Below are 17,261 nucleotides of genomic sequence, written 5' to 3' on the forward strand. Positions count from 1 at the left end.
GCCCAGTACGAAATCGACGGGCCGAGGTTGTCTTGCGCATCGGGATGTGTGCTGGTCGGAGGGTTTTTGACGATCGGGTGACAGTGCGAATGCACGGGCAAGTTGCTTGCCGGTCGCTCGAGACGATCAGCCGCCGCTGTGCATCAGATCCGCGCCCGCGGGGACGGCCGGATCGTCGGGGTCGTCGAGCCAGCCGTGCGGCAGCGCGACCTTGCCCGGCGAACCCTGACGGCCGCGCGGACCCTCGGCATCGCGGGGGAATGGCGCGGTCGGGTCGAGCTCGCCGATGAGGTCCTGCAATTGGGTGAGACTCGACACAGTGGCGAAGGAGCGGCGCAGGTCCGCGCCGACCGGGAAGCCCATCAGATACCAGGCCATATGCTTGCGCAGATCGCGCATGGCCTTGTCCTCGCCGAGGTGTTCGGCGAGCAGGGCCCCGTGCCGGTACAGCACCTCGCCGACGCGTCCGAGATTCGGCGCCTCGGGCAATGCTTGGCCGCGCAGTGCCGCCTGCAATTCGGCGAACAGCCACGGGCGGCCGAGGCAGCCGCGGCCGACAACGACTCCGTCGCAACCAGTTTCGTCCATCATGCGCACCGCGTCGGCGGCGGCGAAGATATCGCCGTTGCCGAGCACGGGAATCGTCGTGACGGCCTCCTTGAGCCGCGCGATCTTCGTCCAGTCGGCCTGGCCCGAATACCGCTGTGCGGCGGTACGGGCGTGCAGTGCGACGGCCTTGGCGCCCTCGGCCTCGGCAATGCGGCCCGCGTCCAAGTAGGTGAGGTGGTCGTCGTCGATGCCGATGCGGAATTTCACCGTTACCGGAACACCGGCCGGTTCGGCGCCGGAAACCATCGCCTCGACGATCTTGCTGAACAGCGCGCGCTTGTACGGCAGCGCCGCGCCGCCGCCCAGTCGAGTGACCTTGGGCACCGGGCAGCCGAGGTTGAGATCGATGTGATCGGCCCAGCCCTCGCCGACAATGATCCGCACGGCCTCGCCGAGGGTCTTCGGGTCGACGCCGTAAAGCTGCATCGAGCGCGGGCTCTCGTCCGGGCCGAAGGCCATCATGTGCAGCGTTTTCTCGTTGCGTTCGACGATGGCGCGGGCGGTGATCATCTCGCAGACGTAGATCGAGGTGGGGCTGCCGAACTCGCGGCACAACTGCCGGAAGGCGACGTTGGTGATCCCGGCCATCGGGGCAAGCACGACCGGCGGATCGACCGGGTAGGCGCCGATCCGCAGTTGGGGCTTGGCCTCGATTACCGCAGTCATGTTTTCCAGTGTCTCAAATGCTGTTCAGCGACCTCGTCGAGCACAGCTCGAGGAGTGTGTGGAGGGGACGGTGGTTGTTCGGCCCAGGCCGCGATTCCGGTCATGGAAGTATTTCTCGCACGGGAATTCCGCAGTGATACTGCGGGATTCGTGAGGCGCGCGAATTCGGCGGCACGGTAAGAGCTTTCGGGCTACTCGCCGCGCAGCCTGCGGTGGTAGATCTCACGTACGGCCGGGTCAGGTTGTGTGAAAGCCTTTGTCGCACCGGTGAATTCGGCAATTACCAGCTGTGCGCGGTAGGGCAGCAGCTGTGCGGATTTGATGATGGCCGCGAGACGGCGTGGCACGGTCACCAGTGGTTTGTCCTGCTGTACCGATTTCACGATCGCCTGCGCGACATCCTCCGGATTTACCGTGGTCAGCGGCGTAATCCAGTTCGGCATATTGGCGCCGGCGGACAGTTCGGTGCGCACGATGCCCGGCAGCACCGCGCCGACGTGCACGCCGTGCTCCTTCATCTCCAGATGCAGCGCCGAGGTGAAACCGATCACCGCGTGCTTGGTCGCACAGTAGGTGGCCAGACCCGGAAAGCCCTGTGTGCCGGCCAAAGAGGCGATATTGATCAGGTGTCCGCTGCCGCGGTCCTTGAACCGTTTGACGGCGAGCCGCGAACCGTGGATCACCCCGTTGAGGTTGATGCCGATGATTCGATCGGTCATCGCCTCGTCCTCGTCGACAAACAGACCGGTCGGCATGATGCCTGCATTGTTGACCAGCACATCCAGCGGGCCGAGTTCGCTGTCCACACTGTCGAGGAAGGCGACGAAGGAGGCCTTATCCGTGACGTTCAGCGGCAGGCCGACGATTTTGGCATCCGGGTCCGCACCCAACTCCGCCGCCGTCTTGGCCGTCAGTTCCACATCGATATCGCCGATCGCGACCGCGGCGCCCGCCGCGAGAAATGCCTCGGCGCTCGCACGGCCGATGCCGCGCGCCCCTCCCGTGATCGCGACAACCTTGCCGGTGAGCGCCCCGTCGCCCTTCGATGTGCTGGACATATCCTCGGCCTCCTGCGGTCCTATGAGCTATGGCCGGTCGGCGCGGCGCGCCGTCGGCCGGCATTACCACCAGTGTCGAGGTTCGCGGCCGGATCGTCGGCGGATTCGGGATCGGGCCCGGGATGTTCCGTCTCGGGTTGGTGCCCCAGCGCCGAGGGCGCTCCGGCCTTCTCGAACGCTCTCAGTAGCCTGTTACTCGCGGGTAACGCCCGTGACCACCAGACTCACCGGGAGAGGGCGAATGACGGAACGGATCGACGGCACCGCATCGGGCGGGGACGACTCCGGCGCGGAGCTGGGTAGCACTGCCGAGGCGAAGGCGTCCGATACGCAGATCGACAAGTCCGGACGGCAGTCGGGAACCGTGTCGATTCGCATCTCCACCGTGGTCCTCGGCGCGGTAATCGGCGCATTGGTAATCGCGGTCGCCGTGCTGGGCGGGTTTCTCGTCTCGGCCCGCGGTGATCTTGCTGATCGAAACGACCGGGCGGCCGCGGATAAGAAGGCCGAGCAGGTGGCCACCGAATACGCGGTCGGCGCGGCCACCGTCAATTACCAGGACATCCCGTCATGGGTGGCCAAGCTGAAGGCGAATACCGTTCCGCAGCTGGCGAATAAGTTCGATGCGACCGCGCCCAAGCTCGAACAGATTCTGGTTCCGTTGAAGTGGACCTCCACCGCCGCGCCGATTACCGCAAAGGTGATGTCGGAGCAAGGCGGTATCTACAAAGTCGATGTGTTCGTAAATGTGAGTTCGACGAATGCGCAGAGTCCGGAAGGCGCGCAGACAACGGTGACCTACAACGTCACGCTGGATAAGAACTCGGATTGGAAGATCACCGATGTGGGCGGTGTCGACGGCGCACTGCCGGTGAAGTAGCGCCGCAAGGAGTTTCGGCGGTTGAAGCTATAAGTTCGCCACTGAGATCGGCGTTGCCGAAAATAAGCGCGCCGCCGCCGGAGAAATCCGGCGGCGGCGCGCTTACGTTTGTGAGTCGAGATCAGCCGGCGGCGACCCCGGCGAGCTCGCGCTTCTTGGCCTCACGGGCGAGCATGCGGTCGCGCTGCTCTTCGAACTTGACGACGTCCTGACTCAGCTTCTCCAGGAACAGGCCGAGCCGTTCGCGCACGGCCTCGCCGCGTGCGGTGAAATCGGTGCGTTCGAAGATGTCCCACTTCTTCAGCACGGGCTGCACCACATCTTCGAGGTGCTGGCGCAGATCGTAGATGCCGTGCTTGGCCATCAGTACCCCGTTGCGGCGGAAGTTGGGCATACCGGCGCCGGGCATCTGGAAGTTCTCCAGGATCAGTGTGATCGCCTCGAGCGCCTGGTCCGGGGACAGATCCAGGGCCGCGCCGCACATGTTGCGGTAGAAGATCATGTGCAAGTTCTCGTCGGCGGCGACGCGCTGCAGCATCCGATCGGCGATCGGGTCGTCGCAGACCCGGCCGGTATTGCGGTGGCTGACCCGGGTGGCCAGCTCCTGGAAGGTCACGTACGCGACCGAGTGCAAGAAGCCGGCATCGGCCTCGGTCGGCGAAGCGAATCCGTTGGTCATGTGGATCATGCGCGCCTCTTCGAGCGCCACGGGATCGACGCCACGAGTCACCACGAGGTAGTCGCGCATGACGATGCCGTGGCGGTTCTCCTCGGCGGTCCAGCGACCCACCCAGGTGCCCCAGGCGCCGTCCTGTGAGAAGTTCTCGGCGATCTCGCGGTGGTAGGAGGGCAGATTGTCTTCGGTGAGCAGGTTCGTGATCATGGCCGCCTTCGCGACCTCGTTCAGTCGGGACTGCTCCGGGTCCCAGTCCACCCCGCCGAGTGCCGCGAAGTTGCGGCCCTCATCCCACGGGACATAGTCGTGCGGATGCCATTCCTTTGCCAGGGAGAGGTGCCGGTTGACGTTTTCTTCGGCAACCGGCTCCAACTCCGTGAGCAGCTCGAGTTGAGTCAGATCCCTTGCCATATACAAGCCCTTCATGTGTGTGCTCTTGCTGGTCAGTCCCCCGGGTAGACCGTGTGCCGATGCGGCCATACCTTACGGCACCGTAGGTGTGATGCGAAACGCATCTGGCCGACAAATGAGGCCTCGTGATAGAGGTCATACGCCGACGTCGGCGCTCGACAACCACACCGAGTGTAGGGGCTCGGCCCGCAGCATGGGGTTTATCGCTACGGGCCGAGAGTCGTTAGCCCGGCGTGCTGTAACGCACAAAGCCGCTGGTGTCGCCGCCGCGATCGTTGCGCGTTCGCCGACGAAAAGTCCGCGAGTGCACCACCTGCGTTCCCTGCCAACGCTTCTCTGATCGCACCGTCGATGCCGATGTTCTTGCCGCTGCTGCCGAGCAGACCGTCGAGTATGTGTCCGATGCCGGCGCCGGACCGCGTCTGTGGTGCGCGCCACTGCCCAGCCGCTCGGCCGGATAGCCATCGCGATCGGAGGCGGCATCGGTGACCAGATCATTGCCCTTCGTCGCGCCGAGCGGCAATCCAGCGCGCCCACCAATGAAGCCGCGCCCTCGGGCTCCGTCGCCCCGGGCGGTAATCAACCGAGCAATGTCGGCAATGCCGCCTTCGTATCGGTGGCCTGGTCGACTTATCGGCGATCTGTCCGATGGGAACCTGAGAAAGCCGATCGTCGAGCGAAGTCATCGGCTTCACCTGTTGCCGAGGGGTGCCTGGGTGTGCGGCCTACGGTATGGAAAAGCCCGCCGCGGATTGTGGTGTTTCATGGCCGCAGCCGATGCGCGTCCACGACTGCGTGCGGTCCGGAAATATGACTCGGGCGTCCGGTATAGAAACCGGACGCCTGAGTAAGGTGCCCCCAGTAGGGCTCGAACCTACGACCTGCGGATTAAAAGTCCGTAGCTCTACCAACTGAGCTATAGGGGCGCGGATGGACAGTGTAGTGGGCCAGGCGCGGATCGGGTAACCGGGGGCGGGGGCGCGTCGGCTGGGAGCGTGGATCGGTTCGCTCGGGGTTGTCGGGTGCCGGTGCCGAGTCGTGCTGGCGCGCCAGGTAACACGATGCGTGCGGGTAGCGATGCTGCCGGTAAACATTTGGTACCCAGCTTTGTTCATTCCTACCGAGCCGGGCTACCATCCAATCATGTTGCGTACCAATATCTTTGGATTTGCAGGGGGTGTAGGGCCAGTGTGCGGGGGGACGCAGCGAGGCGGCTGGCCGGTGTCGCGCGGTCGGCGCCGCGGCGACCGGGCCGCTGGTCGACTCGGGTGAACAGTGCTGCAACGCTGTCGAATTCGGAAATCCGAGGCATCACTTTGTTCGATTGCGTGAAGTTTGCTGTAACAGATATCCGGATGTTTGGGCCGCTGGAGTCTTCGGTTTGCCGCGTGTCGGATGGTGTTTCCAGGTACGGTGACGACTTGGTGAATTACGGAAGAATCGCCGACTTACCCGGCGATCCGGAATTCGGCTTATCGTTGGTGTGCCCGAACGTGTCGCGGCTGGTTCGGCCGATCGCGACTTCCTACGAGTCGACGCCGGGGGAGGCAGATCCGAGACGAAGTTATGCCCAGGTGCGCACCCCCTGCGGCGCACCTGGGCAAAGAAACTATACCAGCTGGTGTGTTTCAGGATTTTCGCAAGTTTTCGTACCGAAAGTTTGAAACGGGGCGAAATCCCGATTTGAAGTATTGATAAAACTCATAATTTCGCGCCAAGGGTCCGTTCTTTTGGGGGCACCTATTGGCGACGAGTAGGCTTCGGAGGCGTTTCGAGCATGGCACGGCAGCAAGAGCGGGCCCGCCGGACACGCGCGGCGATAATCAGGTCCGCCGCCGTTGAGTTCGGGAAGAGCGGCTATGCCGCTGCATCGCTCAACCGCATATTGGAAGGTTCACGCGCCACCAAGGGCGCCATGTACTTTCATTTCGATTCCAAGGAAGATCTCGCACGCGCGGTACTCGAGACCGCGGTCGACCGATACCGCACATCGGCCGAGCGTTGGCTTGCCAGAACGGATCTCGGTCCACTCGACGTCCTGCACGGGATGGTCGACGAGGTGGCATTGCGACTCGAGCACGACATCATCGTGCAGGCTGAATTCCGGTTGATCATCGAACCGGACTTCTATCGCGATGTGCAGACCGGCGGCGGTCGAATAGTCGGCCGCGCCACCAGAGTGCTCGCGGTTCGCGCCATCGATCAGGGCCAGCTGCGCGCCGACGCCGACCCGGACCGCTTCACCCGCACCATCTCTGCCGCCCTGGCCGGCCAGCGCTATCTGATCGACATCCTCGGCAACGGGGTCGATCTGCGTACCCGGTTCCAGGAGGCGCTCGAAGTCGTGGTCGAGGCGATGGCCACGCCCGAATGGGCCGAGAAGTTCCGCAACGACGGCTGGCGCGCACAGGCTCGACTCGAAGAGCTCGGTTTGGGAGCCTGAACAGCCGATTTGGGAAACACGGCCGGTCTGTCATAAGCTATCCCAGCTCCCAACGGACAGCCGTTGAAGCCGGTCCGGAGAAATCCGGGGCGAGCCCCCTTCGTCTAGCGGCCTAGGACGCCGCCCTTTCAAGGCGGTAGCGCGGGTTCGAATCCCGTAGGGGGTACGGTCTTCGGATCGTTGGAAGCACGCAAGGCCCTGTGGCGCAGTTGGTTAGCGCGCCGCCCTGTCACGGCGGAGGTCGCGGGTTCGAGTCCCGTCAGGGTCGCAAAGTAAGCGCCGGAGCAATCCGGCGTTTCGCGTATGGCATTCACCACGGGTGCCTGCGGCCAGGTAGCTCAGTTGGTACGAGCGTCCGCCTGAAAAGCGGAAGGTCGCCGGTTCGATCCCGGCCCTGGCCACCAAATCCCCTCGACATAAAGCCTGGTCGGGGGGATTTTCGCGTTCATACCTCGCTAGGGCTGGCTATCGTCGACCGGGGTTGACTGTAGAGAACCGGGGCTCGCCCGCTGCCGGACGTCGCGCAGTAGTTCGTGCCCAGGTCGAGGCTAGGATTGAACAGATGAAAGCCTGGCCTGTGTGGACGGGAGGCGGCATCGGCGCATTCGTGGGTGCAATCTTGACGTTCCCGTTTGCCGTGTACGTGTTCAGCGCCGGCAGGGTGGTGCTATCGAGCATCATCGTCGGGGGGAGCGTATCTCTGGCCGGTGTCGCCATCGGTGGGAGCTTCGGGGCTGCGGTCGTGTACGCGGTCTCTGCTGATCGCCGGAACGGCGGCTATCGCTGTCGTGACGGAGAAACGTAGAACCCAGTCGGCTGGCTGGGGATGGAAGTGCAGTTCGGGCTTTGGGCCGTGGGAGGTAAGGCGGGCTCTCGCCCCGAACCCCCAGTCCTTCCGTCGGGCCGTCCAGGTGGAAATTGGGGGTCTGTTGATCATGGTGGTGGGATGCTGGGGGGATGGCGGAGAAGTGGTATTACTGCTTGAAGCATCAGCGGGCCGAGAGTGGGAAGCAGTGTTGGTTCCGGGATCGGATGGGGCCGTATCCGGATCGGGCTACTGCTGAGCGGGCATTGGAGATCGTGCATGCGCGCAATGCTCGTGAGGATGCTCGGGAGCGGGATTGGCGCGATGGGGAGAAGTGAGGGCGCGCCAGGGGTGGTGTGCGGCAACTGATTTCGATGTGAATCCGGGGGTGGTCGGCGGGGTGGGTGACGCGATTTGCGAGCTAGTCGGCATGTCGCGGGTATTCGGGTGGCGTCGGGAGCGTGCGGGCGCTCAGGTGGTCTTCAGTTCGATCAAGTACGGTTCTTGGCAATCAGACGAGTGCTCCGGGTCCTGTCGTGGGTCTGCGGGCTGGAACAGGTGAGCAGGGAGGGCGACCCTTGAGGGTTACCGTTGTTGTGCCGACCTACAACGAGCGGGAGAATCTGCCGGTTGCGGTGGAGCGGCTGACGGCGCTGTCGGTGCCCGATCTGCATGTGCTCGTGGTGGATGACAATTCGCCGGACGGGACCGGTGAGATCGCCGACAAGCTGGCGGCCGAGCTGCCGAATGTCGTCGGCGTGCTGCACCGCACCGAAAAGGACGGATTGGGCCGCGCGTACGTGGCAGGGATCACCCGGGCACTGGAAGAGGGCGCCGATGTGGTGATCCAGATGGACGCCGACCTGTCGCATCCTGCTGAGGTCATTCCGGCCATGCTGGAGAAGCTGGACACCACCGATGCCGGGGTCGTGCTCGGGTCCCGCTACGTGCCCGGCGGGTCCACCGCCGAGGAGTGGAAGTGGTACCGCAAGGCGCTGTCCGCCTGGGCCAACTTCTACGTGAACCTGATCCTGCGACTGGCCGTCAAGGACGCGACCGCCGGATTCAAAGCATGGGAGGCCGATACGCTGCGCGCCATCGACGTGGCGTCGATCCGCAGCAACGGGTACTCGTTCCAGGTCGAGATGAACTACCGCACCGTCAAGAAGGGCATCACGATCGCCGAGGTGCCGATCCGGTTCGAGGAGCGCACCCTCGGCGCCTCCAAGATGAGCCTCAAGGTGCAACTGGAATCCGCGTTGATGCCGTGGAAGCTGCTGTTCGGCCGCTCGGTCTGACACACCCGACGACGACCGGGCACCCCGTCCGCCAAGTAACGGGGCACTCATTCGTCAGCCGGACATCCCGTCCGGCAACCAACCGGGCACCGTCCGTCAGCCGGAAATCCCGTTCACCCCAGCAGGGCACCCTGCCCACCAACTAACCGGGTATCCGTTCGCCGGGCGGGCATCCTGTCTGCCATGTAGCTGGGTATCCGTTCGCCGGGCGGGCATCCTGTCTGCCATGTAGCTGGGTATCCGTTCGCCGGGCGGGCATCCTGTCTGCCATGTAGCTGGGTATCCGTTCGCCGGGCGGGCATCCTGTCTGCCATGTAGCTGGGTATCCGTTCGCCAGCCGGGCATCCGGTAGTACGGAGCACCCTGCGTACTGGGTGCGTGTGAATGTGCCCGGCGGCGTCAGCGGTCCGGCGACGGCCAGTTCAGCAGGGTGTCGGTGTACAGCTGACGAACGGCTTCGACGTTGTCGTCCATATCGTTCGCGTCCCAACTGCCGACGTCGATCGGGTCGAGGATGGCCACGTCGACGGTGCCCTTGCGCGCGACCATCGAGTTGCGCCAGTTGATTTCACCCGCATTGCGGATTACCACCGGGATCACCGGCACCCCGGCCTGGATCGCGATGTGGAAGGCGCCCTTCTTGAATGGGCCGACGCGCGGCGTATACGACCGGGTGCCTTCGGGTGAGACCGCGATCGACAGCCCGCCGCGCAGCGTCTGCACCACCGGCGCCAGCGCCGCCTTGGCCTGCGTGGTGTTGGCACGATCGATGAAGGTGACCCCGACGAACCGCATCAGCGGACCGAAGATCGGATTCTTTGTCAGCTCCTTCTTGCCGATTCCGGTGACCCCGCCTTCGAGCACCTTGGGCACGATGATCACGTCGAACTGGCTCTGATGGTTGAACAGGAACACGGCGGGTCGTGGGGCGCGGGCATTTTCCGCACCGCTGACCCGCAGCCGGATGCCGGTCGCGCCGAGCGTGGCACCGGTTCCGTAGGCCATCAGCGCATCGGCCATCTTCCGGCGCTGACGCGTGTAGGACTTGCTGAGCACGCCGAGCAGCGCCCCGGCCAGTAGCCCGGCGAATCCGGCGACGGTGCGTAGATAGTCGGTCGGGCGCGGCGGTTGGCGCGGATGGAACGTCAGTACCGGCCAATTCTGTTCGGCGGCCGCGGTACCGAGCTTTCGCTCGGGATTCACCGCTACCGGATGCCCGACCACCGAAAGCAGCGGCAGATCGGCGATGCTGTCCGCGTAGACGTAGCTGCGGCTGATATCCAGCCCGTGTGCTGCCGCGAATTCGCGAACCGCATCGGCCTTGCCATTGCGCCACAGGGTTTTTCCGTCGGCGTAACCGGTGAGCACGCCATCGGTGGTCGCCATCCGGGTGTACAGCACATGCTCGATACCGAGTTCGGCCGCAGCGGGTTCGACCTGGAATCGGGTCAGCGCGGTCGCGAGCACCACGGTGTGCCCGGCGGCTTCGTGCGTCCGGATCAGCTGCCACGCTTCGGGATACAGGTGCCCGTAGATTTTCTTTCGGAACAGCAGCGTGCCCAACTCGTCCAGCTCGGCTTCGGGCTGCTCGGCGAGTGTCCGCATGGCCTGCTGGAGGAATCGGCTGTATTCGCCATCGGTGAGGCCGTTGCGGATGCTGCCGAGCAGGGTGTCCGCAGTAATTCGGCTCTTATCGCGCCGGAATGTCCACCGCGACAGCGGCCCGAAACCATCCACAACGGTGGCGAAGTCGAAGACCGCGGCGACTTCCGGCCCCTGCGGCCCGGACCGGATCGCGGCGATGGCCGCCGCGAGATCCGTTGGGACCGCGGCGCTCTGTTCGACCATCAGGCCCCCCGTGCGGGCATATTGGACGGATCCAGCGCGGCGGCCTGCGAGATCCGGGTGGCGATAATGCGTAGCTGGTCGGCGAATTCGATTCTGCGCCGGGTCAATTCGGCCCTCGGCTTGGCCGAGTCATGACTGACGCGGGTCAACAACCCGTGGTTATCCGCGAGTTTGAGTGCGCTGGAGAACAATTCGGTGGAGACAGACTCCGGACTGTGCAGTCGCTGCTGCAGCAGCATCTGCTTGCCGACCGCGACGCACTCGTCGATGAACTCCTTGCGATCGATCTCTTCGGCGCTGTCGTGAGCCGTCAGCCGCTCGGCCACGACCAGCTGCGCGTCGACGAACGCGCGCAGCGTACGGTGCGCCATCATGAATCCGGATGCGGTGAGTTTGTGCAGAATATCCTCGCCCAGGGTGTCCGCCGCTGTGTGCTGGTGCCAATCCGGGTCCACCAGCAGCATTTCCGCGGTCATCTGCGCCGAGAACTCGGCCCGCTCCGGGAAGAAGAATTCGAACTTCAGCAGATCGCGCAGTCGGAAGGCCTCGTCCCAGCCGGCCCGCAGCTGATCCGGCGCCTGCATCTCCAAGGCACACAGGATCGACAATTCGAGAATGGCGCGGTTGATGAACCAATGCACCGCGCTATTGCGATAAAATGCGGCCTCCAGATGCGCACCCGATTCGATCGAGTACACCGGCTCCAGCCCACCGCGATACACCGTTACGACCTTGGCCAGCGACAACTGCTCGAGTACCACCGCGAGACTCTGCTCATCGCGCAACGCCGCCAGTTCGCCGCGCGGCAACCCACGCTTCTCGATGTACCGCAGCACCGGGGCCAGCACGGTGCGCACCTCGCCGAGGGTGAGCGCACGCTCGTGTACACCGAGCAGTGCCAGGGTGGCCAGCGCGTTGACCGTGATCGGGGTGACCGTGTTGATACCGACGGCGACCTCGAAGGCCAATCGCTGCACGGCCTTTCGCTCCAGCTCGGCGACCTCCGCCGACTCGGTGACATTGCTCGGTTCGGTTCCCGCTGGTTCGGTGCGGTGCAGCGGAATGATCGTCGGTGCCGGGGAGAGCGGATCTCCATATGCGGCAAGGCGATCGCGCGCCGACAGCGGTTCGCCGAATCGCACATAGACGTGTCCGGCCGAATGCTGTTGGCTGCGTATATAACGCGCCATCCAGGCCAGCCCCTCCGGTTTCTTCTTCCCGCCCGCTTGCTCGGTGGCGATGGCGCCGAGTTCGTTCAGTCGCTCATAGGTGATCGATACCGGGACGAGCAGCACATCGTCGATCCGATTCGAACGGACTGCGGAGGCAAGGTAATTCAGCAAGCCGTAGCGTGGCGGGCGCAACTTGCCCGTGCGGGTGCGGCCGCCCTCGAAGTACCACTCCATGTTGAATCGCTTGGCCAGCAGATAGGCGAAGTACTCCTCGACCACCGCCTTGTAGACCTCGTCGTCACCGAAGCTGCGCCGGATGAAGACTGTGCCGGTGCGGCGGGCGATCGGACCCATCGGCCAGAAGCTCAGATTCGCGCCGCCGATCACATGATTCGGTGGAAAGTCATTGCGGGCCAGCACATCACCGAGTACGAACGCATCGACATAGGACCGGTGCGAGGGCAGGAAGACCAGCGGATGGTTCCGGTTCAGCGCGCGCAACCCGTCCAGGCCGGAGTCGTCGGAGTCGACCTTCCAGGTCGAGGCGTGGATCGGGCGCATCGCCTGGGTGAACAGATCCGAGACCAGTCTGCTCTGGGCGGCAACGAGTTCGTTCAGCGCCTTCTCGGCCCGCCGGTACACCTCGTGCGGACTCGTGCCGAGCTGATCGGCGATGAGTTCGAGCCTGCGCAGGAAATCGGGGGAGTCGAGGATCTCCTCGGCCACCAGCCGCGGCACCTTGTACCGGTCGCCGATGATGGAACGTTCGGCGCGTTCCAGAGCGACTACCGCGGCGCGCACGATGGCGCGGGCGAACGGCTCGGCGGAGCCCTTCATGAGCAGCGCCGCGGCCTCCGGATTATTAGCGCGCAATTCGCTGAGCAGAGCGGGCTGCCCGGTGAGCACCACATGGCGGTCCGGGGACTTGCCGACCAACCGGCGTTGCGCGAGTCGGTTCGGCTTGCGTGGATTGGTCAGCAGGGCCAGGTCGGCGAAGGTGATGCGGCGGACCCCGTCGCGCTCCGGCGGCAGCCACACCACCCGGATCGGCACCACAAGCGGATCGTCGCGGCGTCCGACCAGTCGATCGCCGATAGCATCCGCATCCAGATCCAACTGGGTGATGGGTGCGTCGATGCCGAGTTCGTGCTTCAGTCCGCCGTCGGCCAGCCAGGCGCCGACGAGTTCGCGTTCCACGCCGGAGCTCGCATCGATCAGTGTCACCACCGAATCGGGGGCTGCCGCTCGAGCTGGAGCGGGCGAATCCCCGCGGTGATCGATCATGACTCCTATTGAAGCCCGCCAGCGGATTCCGCGCAGGAACTCCGGCGGGTGAGTTGGGCTTCGGATATCGAAACGGCGTTTGCGATCGCGGCCGATCGCGATGCCGAACTAGGCTGCGCGCATGGATTGGGCGTTACGCGCGTGCGGCTGGCACGGCCATTACACCTATGCGCCGGACGAGCAGGATCTGGCGGAGCGGCTGCATGTTCAGACGGTGGCCGGTGTCGCGTGGCGGTGTCTGCGCTGCGGCACTTTCGTACCCGGCGAACCGGTGGGGTCCGGGCCCGCCGACCATGCTCCGGAGGTGCCGCGCGGGCGACTGCTGCGGGACCGCTGGCTGATGCGGGCGTTGGCGATCGAGCGGTTGGCACGCGGTTTGCTCTTGGTGGTCGCCGCGCTCGCGGTCTTCAAATTCCGGTCCTCGCGCGAGGATATGCGGGCGGCCTTCGATGAGGAACTGCCGCTGCTGCGGCCGCTGGCCGATCAGATCGGCTGGGATATCGACCGATCCAAGATCGTGCATTTGATCGATGACGCGTTCTCACTGTCGAATCCGACCCTGCTGTGGGTGGCCATCGGCATCCTCGCCTATGCGGCGCTGCAGGGGATCGAGGCGGTCGGGCTCTGGTTGGTGAAGCGCTGGGGTGAGTACTTCGCGGTGGTCGCGACCAGCATCTTCCTGCCGTTGGAGATCTACGAGTTGACCGAGAAGATCACCGTGCTGCGCATCGGCGCGCTGCTGATCAATATCGCAGCGGTGGTCTGGCTGGTCTACAGCAAGCGGTTGTTCGGAGTGCGCGGCGGCGGGGCCGCGTACCACGCGGAGCACAGCACGGAGAGCCTGTTGAGCGTCGAGCGGTCGGCGCTCGCGGTGCCCGCGGAGTAACCGTTTGCTGTGGTCTGCAGCACAGAACTGATCTAGACAGGTAATGCTAACCTTACTTCTCAAAGTTAGGTCAGCATAACCTTGGAGGATCGTTGTCGACCACGGAGCGCTTGCGCGTTGAGTATGTGACCGATCCGGCGGCAGCGATGTCCCGGCTGGCGGCGGCCGAGCGCTTCGGCGAATACGTAATGTACGAACGGCCCGGCGAATGGGTATTCGCGGCGGATCCGCTCGGCGGCGTCGAACTCGACGCGAACGAATTGCGCGTGTCCTGGGACGGCCGCGGCACCACTAGTGCCTGGGAGGGTAGCCCGGCGCGGGTCATCGACAACGCCCTCGCCACGCTGCCGCTCGGCGGGCGTCGAGCCTACGGCTGGATCGGATTCGAATTCTGCGCATGGGCATTGGATGCGACGCAACATCTGGATCCGCGAACCGCACTGGCCCATCTGATGATTCCGCGCATCGAGGTGCGGGTCGGTGAGTTCGGCGTCCGGATTTCCGGTGCGACACCGGCCGAGGCCAATGACATTCACGATCTCATCGCCGCCTCGCAGGAGACCGAGCTGCCGCAGGCGCATCCGGTCGACGTGCGTCTCGATCCGACCGGATATCGCGATCGGGTCGCCGAGGCGGTCGCGGAAATCCGTTCCGGCCGTTATCAGAAGGTCGTTCTGTCCAGGAAGGTCGATCTGCCGTTCGCGGTGGACGTCCCGGCCAGTTACCGGCTCGGCCGCGCCAACAACACTCCGGCGCGGTCGTTCCTGCTTCGCCTCGGTGGACTCGAGGCGGCCGGATTCAGTCCGGAGTTGGTCGCCTCCGTCGACGAGGATCGGGTGGTCACCACCGAGCCGCTCGCCGGGACGCGCGCCTTCGGGCTGGGCGAAGCCATCGATATGGCGGCTCGGGCTGACCTCATCACCGATCCCAAAGAGATCGTGGAGCACGCGATTTCGGTGCAGACCTCCTTTGCCGAAATCACCGCGGTGGCCGATCCCGGCACGCCCGCGGTCTCCGATTTCATGGCGGTTCGGGAACGCGGCAGCGTGCAGCATCTGGCTTCCACGGTGCGCGGGCGGCTGGCCGCGGACCGTTCCAGCTGGGACGCGCTGGAGGTTTTGTTCCCGTCGGTCACCGCTTCCGGTATTCCGAAGCGCGCAGGCGTCGACTCGGTGTTCCGTCTCGACGGTGCGCCGCGCGGCCTGTATTCCGGTGCTGTGGTGACGATTTCGCCGAGCGGTGCGATGGAGGCGACGCTGGTGCTGCGGGCGGTCTACCAGACCACCGAGGGTGCGTGGCTGCGGGCGGGCGCGGGCATTGTCGGGCAGTCGCGCCCGGAGCGGGAATTCGAGGAGACCTGCGAAAAGTTGGGCAGCGTCGCGCCTTACGTAGTCAAGGCTTAGCAATTCGGCGGCACACCCATCAAGTTGGGGCCGTGCTCCGAATCATCTGTTGGGGCAACCCGGTTATCCGGGTACAGGTCGGGGGTGGCGTTTTCGGACTCGCGCCACCCCCGATCGTTTCGACTCATCCGTGGTCGGCGCGCAGAGCCTTCTTGTCGATCTTGCCGACGGCGGTGATCGGAAGTTTGTCGACCTGGCGGAGCAGGTCCGGGAGTTTGTAGGTCGCCAGGCCGCGGTCGGTGAGGAAGGATTTGAGCTGCGCCAGGGTCGGCATTTCGCTGTCGACAACGAGCACGGCGCAGACCTTTTCACCCAATGCGGCATCGGACAGGCCGACGGCGGCGGCATGCCGGACGGACGGGTAGGCGAGCAGATGTTCCTCGAGTTCGTCGCAGGAGATGTTCTCGCCGCCGCGGTTGATGACGTCCTTGATGCGGCCGGAGACGATCAGATGCCCGCTCGGCAGTCGGCGCACGAGATCGCCGGAGCGGTAGTAGCCGTCGGGGGTGAAGGCGCGGGCATTGTGTTCGGGGGCGCGGTAATAGCCGCGGATTGTGTAGGGGCCCTTGGTGAGTAGTTCACCCTCTTGGCCGGGGGCGACATCGTTGCCGTCGGCATCCACGACCCGCACCTCGTCGGCAGGCGAGAGCGGACGGCCCTGGGTGGTGCAGACGATATCGGCGGTGTCGCCGAGGCGGGTGTAGTTGAGCAGGCCCTCGGCCATACCGAAGACCTGTTGCAGTTGGACGCCCAGTGCGGGCGCAACCTCGCGGGCATTCACCTCGGCCAGCCGCGCGCCGCCGACCTGAAGCAGGTGCAGGGAGCCGAGATCGGCGTCCTCCCATTCGGTTGCCGCACACCAGAGTTGGGCCAGTGGCGGCACGACGGCGGTGACGGTGACGCGATGGCGTTCGATGGTGGCGAAGGCGCTCTCCGGGCTCGGATCGGTGATGAAGGTGACGGCCGCGCCGACCGATACGGTGCCGAGGATGCCGGGGCAGGCGAGTGGGAAGTTGTGTGCGGCGGGCAGTGTCGCGAGGTAGACGTCGTCCTCGGTCAGTCCGCAGACCTCGGCGCTTGCGGTGGCGTTGTAGACGTAGTCGTCGTGGGTGCGTGCGATGAGCTTCGGCAAGCCGGTGGTACCGCCGGAGACCAGCATCAGCGCGATATCGCTCGGATCGATGTCGGGCAGTGAACCACCGTCGCGGGGAATCGAATTTAGAGCGGTGAACGTTCCCGGATCGCCGAGTACCAGAACGTGACGCAGGGTGGGTACGGCCGAACGGACGGTTTCGGCCAGTTCGCGGTAGTCGAAGTCACCGAGCCGGTCCGCCACGATGTACGCGACCGCTTCGGAAAGTCCGGCCAGATGCTCGATTTCGGCGCGGCGATGCGCGGGCAGGGTCAGCACCGGAATGATTCCGGCGCGCAGCAATCCGAACAGGACCGTCAAGAACTCCGGCACATTCGGCAGTTGTACGACCACCCGATCGCCCGGCGCGATGCCGAGTGCGAGTAAACCGTGCGCCATTCGGTCTGCCTCGGCATCCACCCATGCGTAGGTGCGCGCGCTGTCGGCATCGAGCAGGGCCGTGCGGTGCGGGTGTCGGGTCGCGGTCGCGCGCAGCAGGTCGCCGAGTGGGCGGCCGGTCCAGTAACCGGCCGCGCGATAGGTCGCGGCGTCGGCGGTTGGGAAGGGGACGTAGCCGTCGCGATGGGTGGGCGAGGTGGATGTCGAAGTCACGGTCTGCCTCACTGGAAGATCTGCTGCATGATTAGGGTCTCATAACATAGGTTAGGCAACCCTATCTCAATGCGATAG

The 17,261-nt window shown here is 64.9% G+C and carries 12 protein-coding genes and 4 tRNA genes; 9 read left to right on the top strand and 7 right to left on the bottom strand.

The window, feature by feature from the left end; genetic code table 11:
• Positions 1-126 precede the first annotated feature (126 nt).
• Positions 127-1,275 (bottom strand): tRNA dihydrouridine synthase DusB, encoded by a 1,149-nt coding sequence (dusB, locus tag OIE68_RS35165; RefSeq protein ID WP_327095248.1) that lies wholly within the window; start codon positions 1,273-1,275, stop codon positions 127-129.
• Positions 1,276-1,466: 191 nt separating this feature from the next.
• Entirely contained in the window at positions 1,467-2,333 is an 867-nt protein-coding gene (locus OIE68_RS35170; RefSeq protein WP_327095249.1) for an SDR family oxidoreductase, read from the bottom strand.
• A gap of 241 nt (positions 2,334-2,574) precedes the next feature.
• On the opposite strand from OIE68_RS35170, the gene OIE68_RS35175 reads away from it, so the two are divergent.
• Positions 2,575-3,213: a hypothetical protein gene (locus OIE68_RS35175; protein WP_327095250.1), complete on the top strand. Its 639-nt coding sequence runs from the start codon at positions 2,575-2,577 to the stop codon at positions 3,211-3,213.
• A gap of 121 nt (positions 3,214-3,334) precedes the next feature.
• Here OIE68_RS35175 and OIE68_RS35180 read toward each other — a convergent pair whose 3' ends face one another.
• Together OIE68_RS35180 and OIE68_RS35185 are read right to left on the bottom strand one after the other, a co-directional pair.
• Positions 3,335-4,300, bottom strand: coding sequence for an acyl-ACP desaturase (locus tag OIE68_RS35180; protein WP_040686419.1), 966 nt, complete (start codon positions 4,298-4,300; stop codon positions 3,335-3,337).
• Positions 4,301-5,153: 853 nt separating this feature from the next.
• A tRNA-Lys gene (locus tag OIE68_RS35185) sits at positions 5,154-5,226 on the bottom strand.
• Between the two features lie 851 nt (positions 5,227-6,077).
• Here OIE68_RS35185 and OIE68_RS35190 point away from each other — a divergent pair.
• From OIE68_RS35190 to OIE68_RS35215, 6 genes are all read left to right on the top strand, one after another.
• Positions 6,078-6,743: a TetR/AcrR family transcriptional regulator gene (locus OIE68_RS35190; RefSeq protein ID WP_327095251.1), complete on the top strand. Its 666-nt coding sequence runs from the start codon at positions 6,078-6,080 to the stop codon at positions 6,741-6,743.
• Positions 6,744-6,836: 93 nt separating this feature from the next.
• Positions 6,837-6,909, top strand: a tRNA-Glu gene (locus tag OIE68_RS35195).
• 28 nt (positions 6,910-6,937) lie between these two features.
• Positions 6,938-7,011, top strand: a tRNA-Asp gene (locus tag OIE68_RS35200).
• Between the two features lie 59 nt (positions 7,012-7,070).
• A tRNA-Phe gene (locus tag OIE68_RS35205) sits at positions 7,071-7,147 on the top strand.
• A 553-nt stretch (positions 7,148-7,700) separates the two neighbouring features.
• Positions 7,701-7,886, top strand: coding sequence for a hypothetical protein (locus OIE68_RS35210; protein WP_327095252.1), 186 nt, complete (start codon positions 7,701-7,703; stop codon positions 7,884-7,886).
• A 240-nt stretch (positions 7,887-8,126) separates the two neighbouring features.
• Positions 8,127-8,846, top strand: a complete 720-nt coding sequence (locus OIE68_RS35215; RefSeq protein WP_327095253.1) for a polyprenol monophosphomannose synthase — start codon at positions 8,127-8,129, stop codon at positions 8,844-8,846.
• 399 nt (positions 8,847-9,245) lie between these two features.
• On the opposite strand, the gene OIE68_RS35220 is transcribed toward OIE68_RS35215, so the two are convergent.
• On the bottom strand, positions 9,246-10,694 hold the full coding sequence (locus OIE68_RS35220) for an HAD-IB family hydrolase (protein ID WP_327095254.1): 1,449 nt from the start codon (positions 10,692-10,694) through the stop codon (positions 9,246-9,248).
• Positions 10,694-13,150, bottom strand: coding sequence for a glycerol-3-phosphate 1-O-acyltransferase (locus tag OIE68_RS35225; protein WP_327095255.1), 2,457 nt, complete (start codon positions 13,148-13,150; stop codon positions 10,694-10,696). The genes OIE68_RS35220 and OIE68_RS35225 overlap by 1 nt, the downstream gene beginning before the upstream one ends.
• A 121-nt stretch (positions 13,151-13,271) precedes the next feature.
• On the opposite strand from OIE68_RS35225, the gene OIE68_RS35230 reads away from it, so the two are divergent.
• Positions 13,272-14,036, top strand: a complete 765-nt coding sequence (locus OIE68_RS35230) for a DUF2127 domain-containing protein (protein ID WP_327095256.1) — start codon at positions 13,272-13,274, stop codon at positions 14,034-14,036.
• A 92-nt stretch (positions 14,037-14,128) separates the two neighbouring features.
• Positions 14,129-15,439 carry a nocobactin biosynthesis salicylate synthase NbtS gene (gene nbtS, locus OIE68_RS35235; protein WP_327095257.1) on the top strand — a complete coding sequence of 437 codons (1,311 nt, stop codon included), beginning with the start codon at positions 14,129-14,131 and terminating at the stop codon, positions 15,437-15,439.
• A 124-nt stretch (positions 15,440-15,563) separates the two neighbouring features.
• Here the strand turns inward: nbtS and OIE68_RS35240 are convergent, their stop codons facing one another.
• Entirely contained in the window at positions 15,564-17,183 is a 1,620-nt protein-coding gene (locus OIE68_RS35240; protein WP_327095258.1) for a (2,3-dihydroxybenzoyl)adenylate synthase, read from the bottom strand.
• Positions 17,184-17,261: the final 78 nt, after the last annotated feature.

Origin of the sequence: Nocardia vinacea, assembly GCF_035920345.1 — a bacterium.
Lineage (GTDB): Bacteria > Actinomycetota > Actinomycetes > Mycobacteriales > Mycobacteriaceae > Nocardia > Nocardia vinacea_A.

Bases quoted from the DNA above. Each gene is read 5' to 3' on its own strand.
- OIE68_RS35230 (WP_327095256.1), top strand. From the start codon at position 13,272: ATGGATTGGGCGTTACGCGCGTGCGGCTGGCACGGCCATTACACCTAT.
- OIE68_RS35210 (WP_327095252.1), top strand. From the start codon at position 7,701: ATGGCGGAGAAGTGGTATTACTGCTTGAAGCATCAGCGGGCCGAGAGT.
- OIE68_RS35220 (WP_327095254.1), bottom strand. From the start codon at position 10,694: ATGGTCGAACAGAGCGCCGCGGTCCCAACGGATCTCGCGGCGGCCATC.
- OIE68_RS35225 (WP_327095255.1), bottom strand. From the start codon at position 13,150: ATGATCGATCACCGCGGGGATTCGCCCGCTCCAGCTCGAGCGGCAGCC.
- OIE68_RS35175 (WP_327095250.1), top strand. From the start codon at position 2,575: ATGACGGAACGGATCGACGGCACCGCATCGGGCGGGGACGACTCCGGC.
- OIE68_RS35170 (WP_327095249.1), bottom strand. From the start codon at position 2,333: ATGTCCAGCACATCGAAGGGCGACGGGGCGCTCACCGGCAAGGTTGTC.
- OIE68_RS35190 (WP_327095251.1), top strand. From the start codon at position 6,078: ATGGCACGGCAGCAAGAGCGGGCCCGCCGGACACGCGCGGCGATAATC.
- dusB (WP_327095248.1), bottom strand. From the start codon at position 1,275: ATGACTGCGGTAATCGAGGCCAAGCCCCAACTGCGGATCGGCGCCTAC.
- OIE68_RS35180 (WP_040686419.1), bottom strand. From the start codon at position 4,300: ATGGCAAGGGATCTGACTCAACTCGAGCTGCTCACGGAGTTGGAGCCG.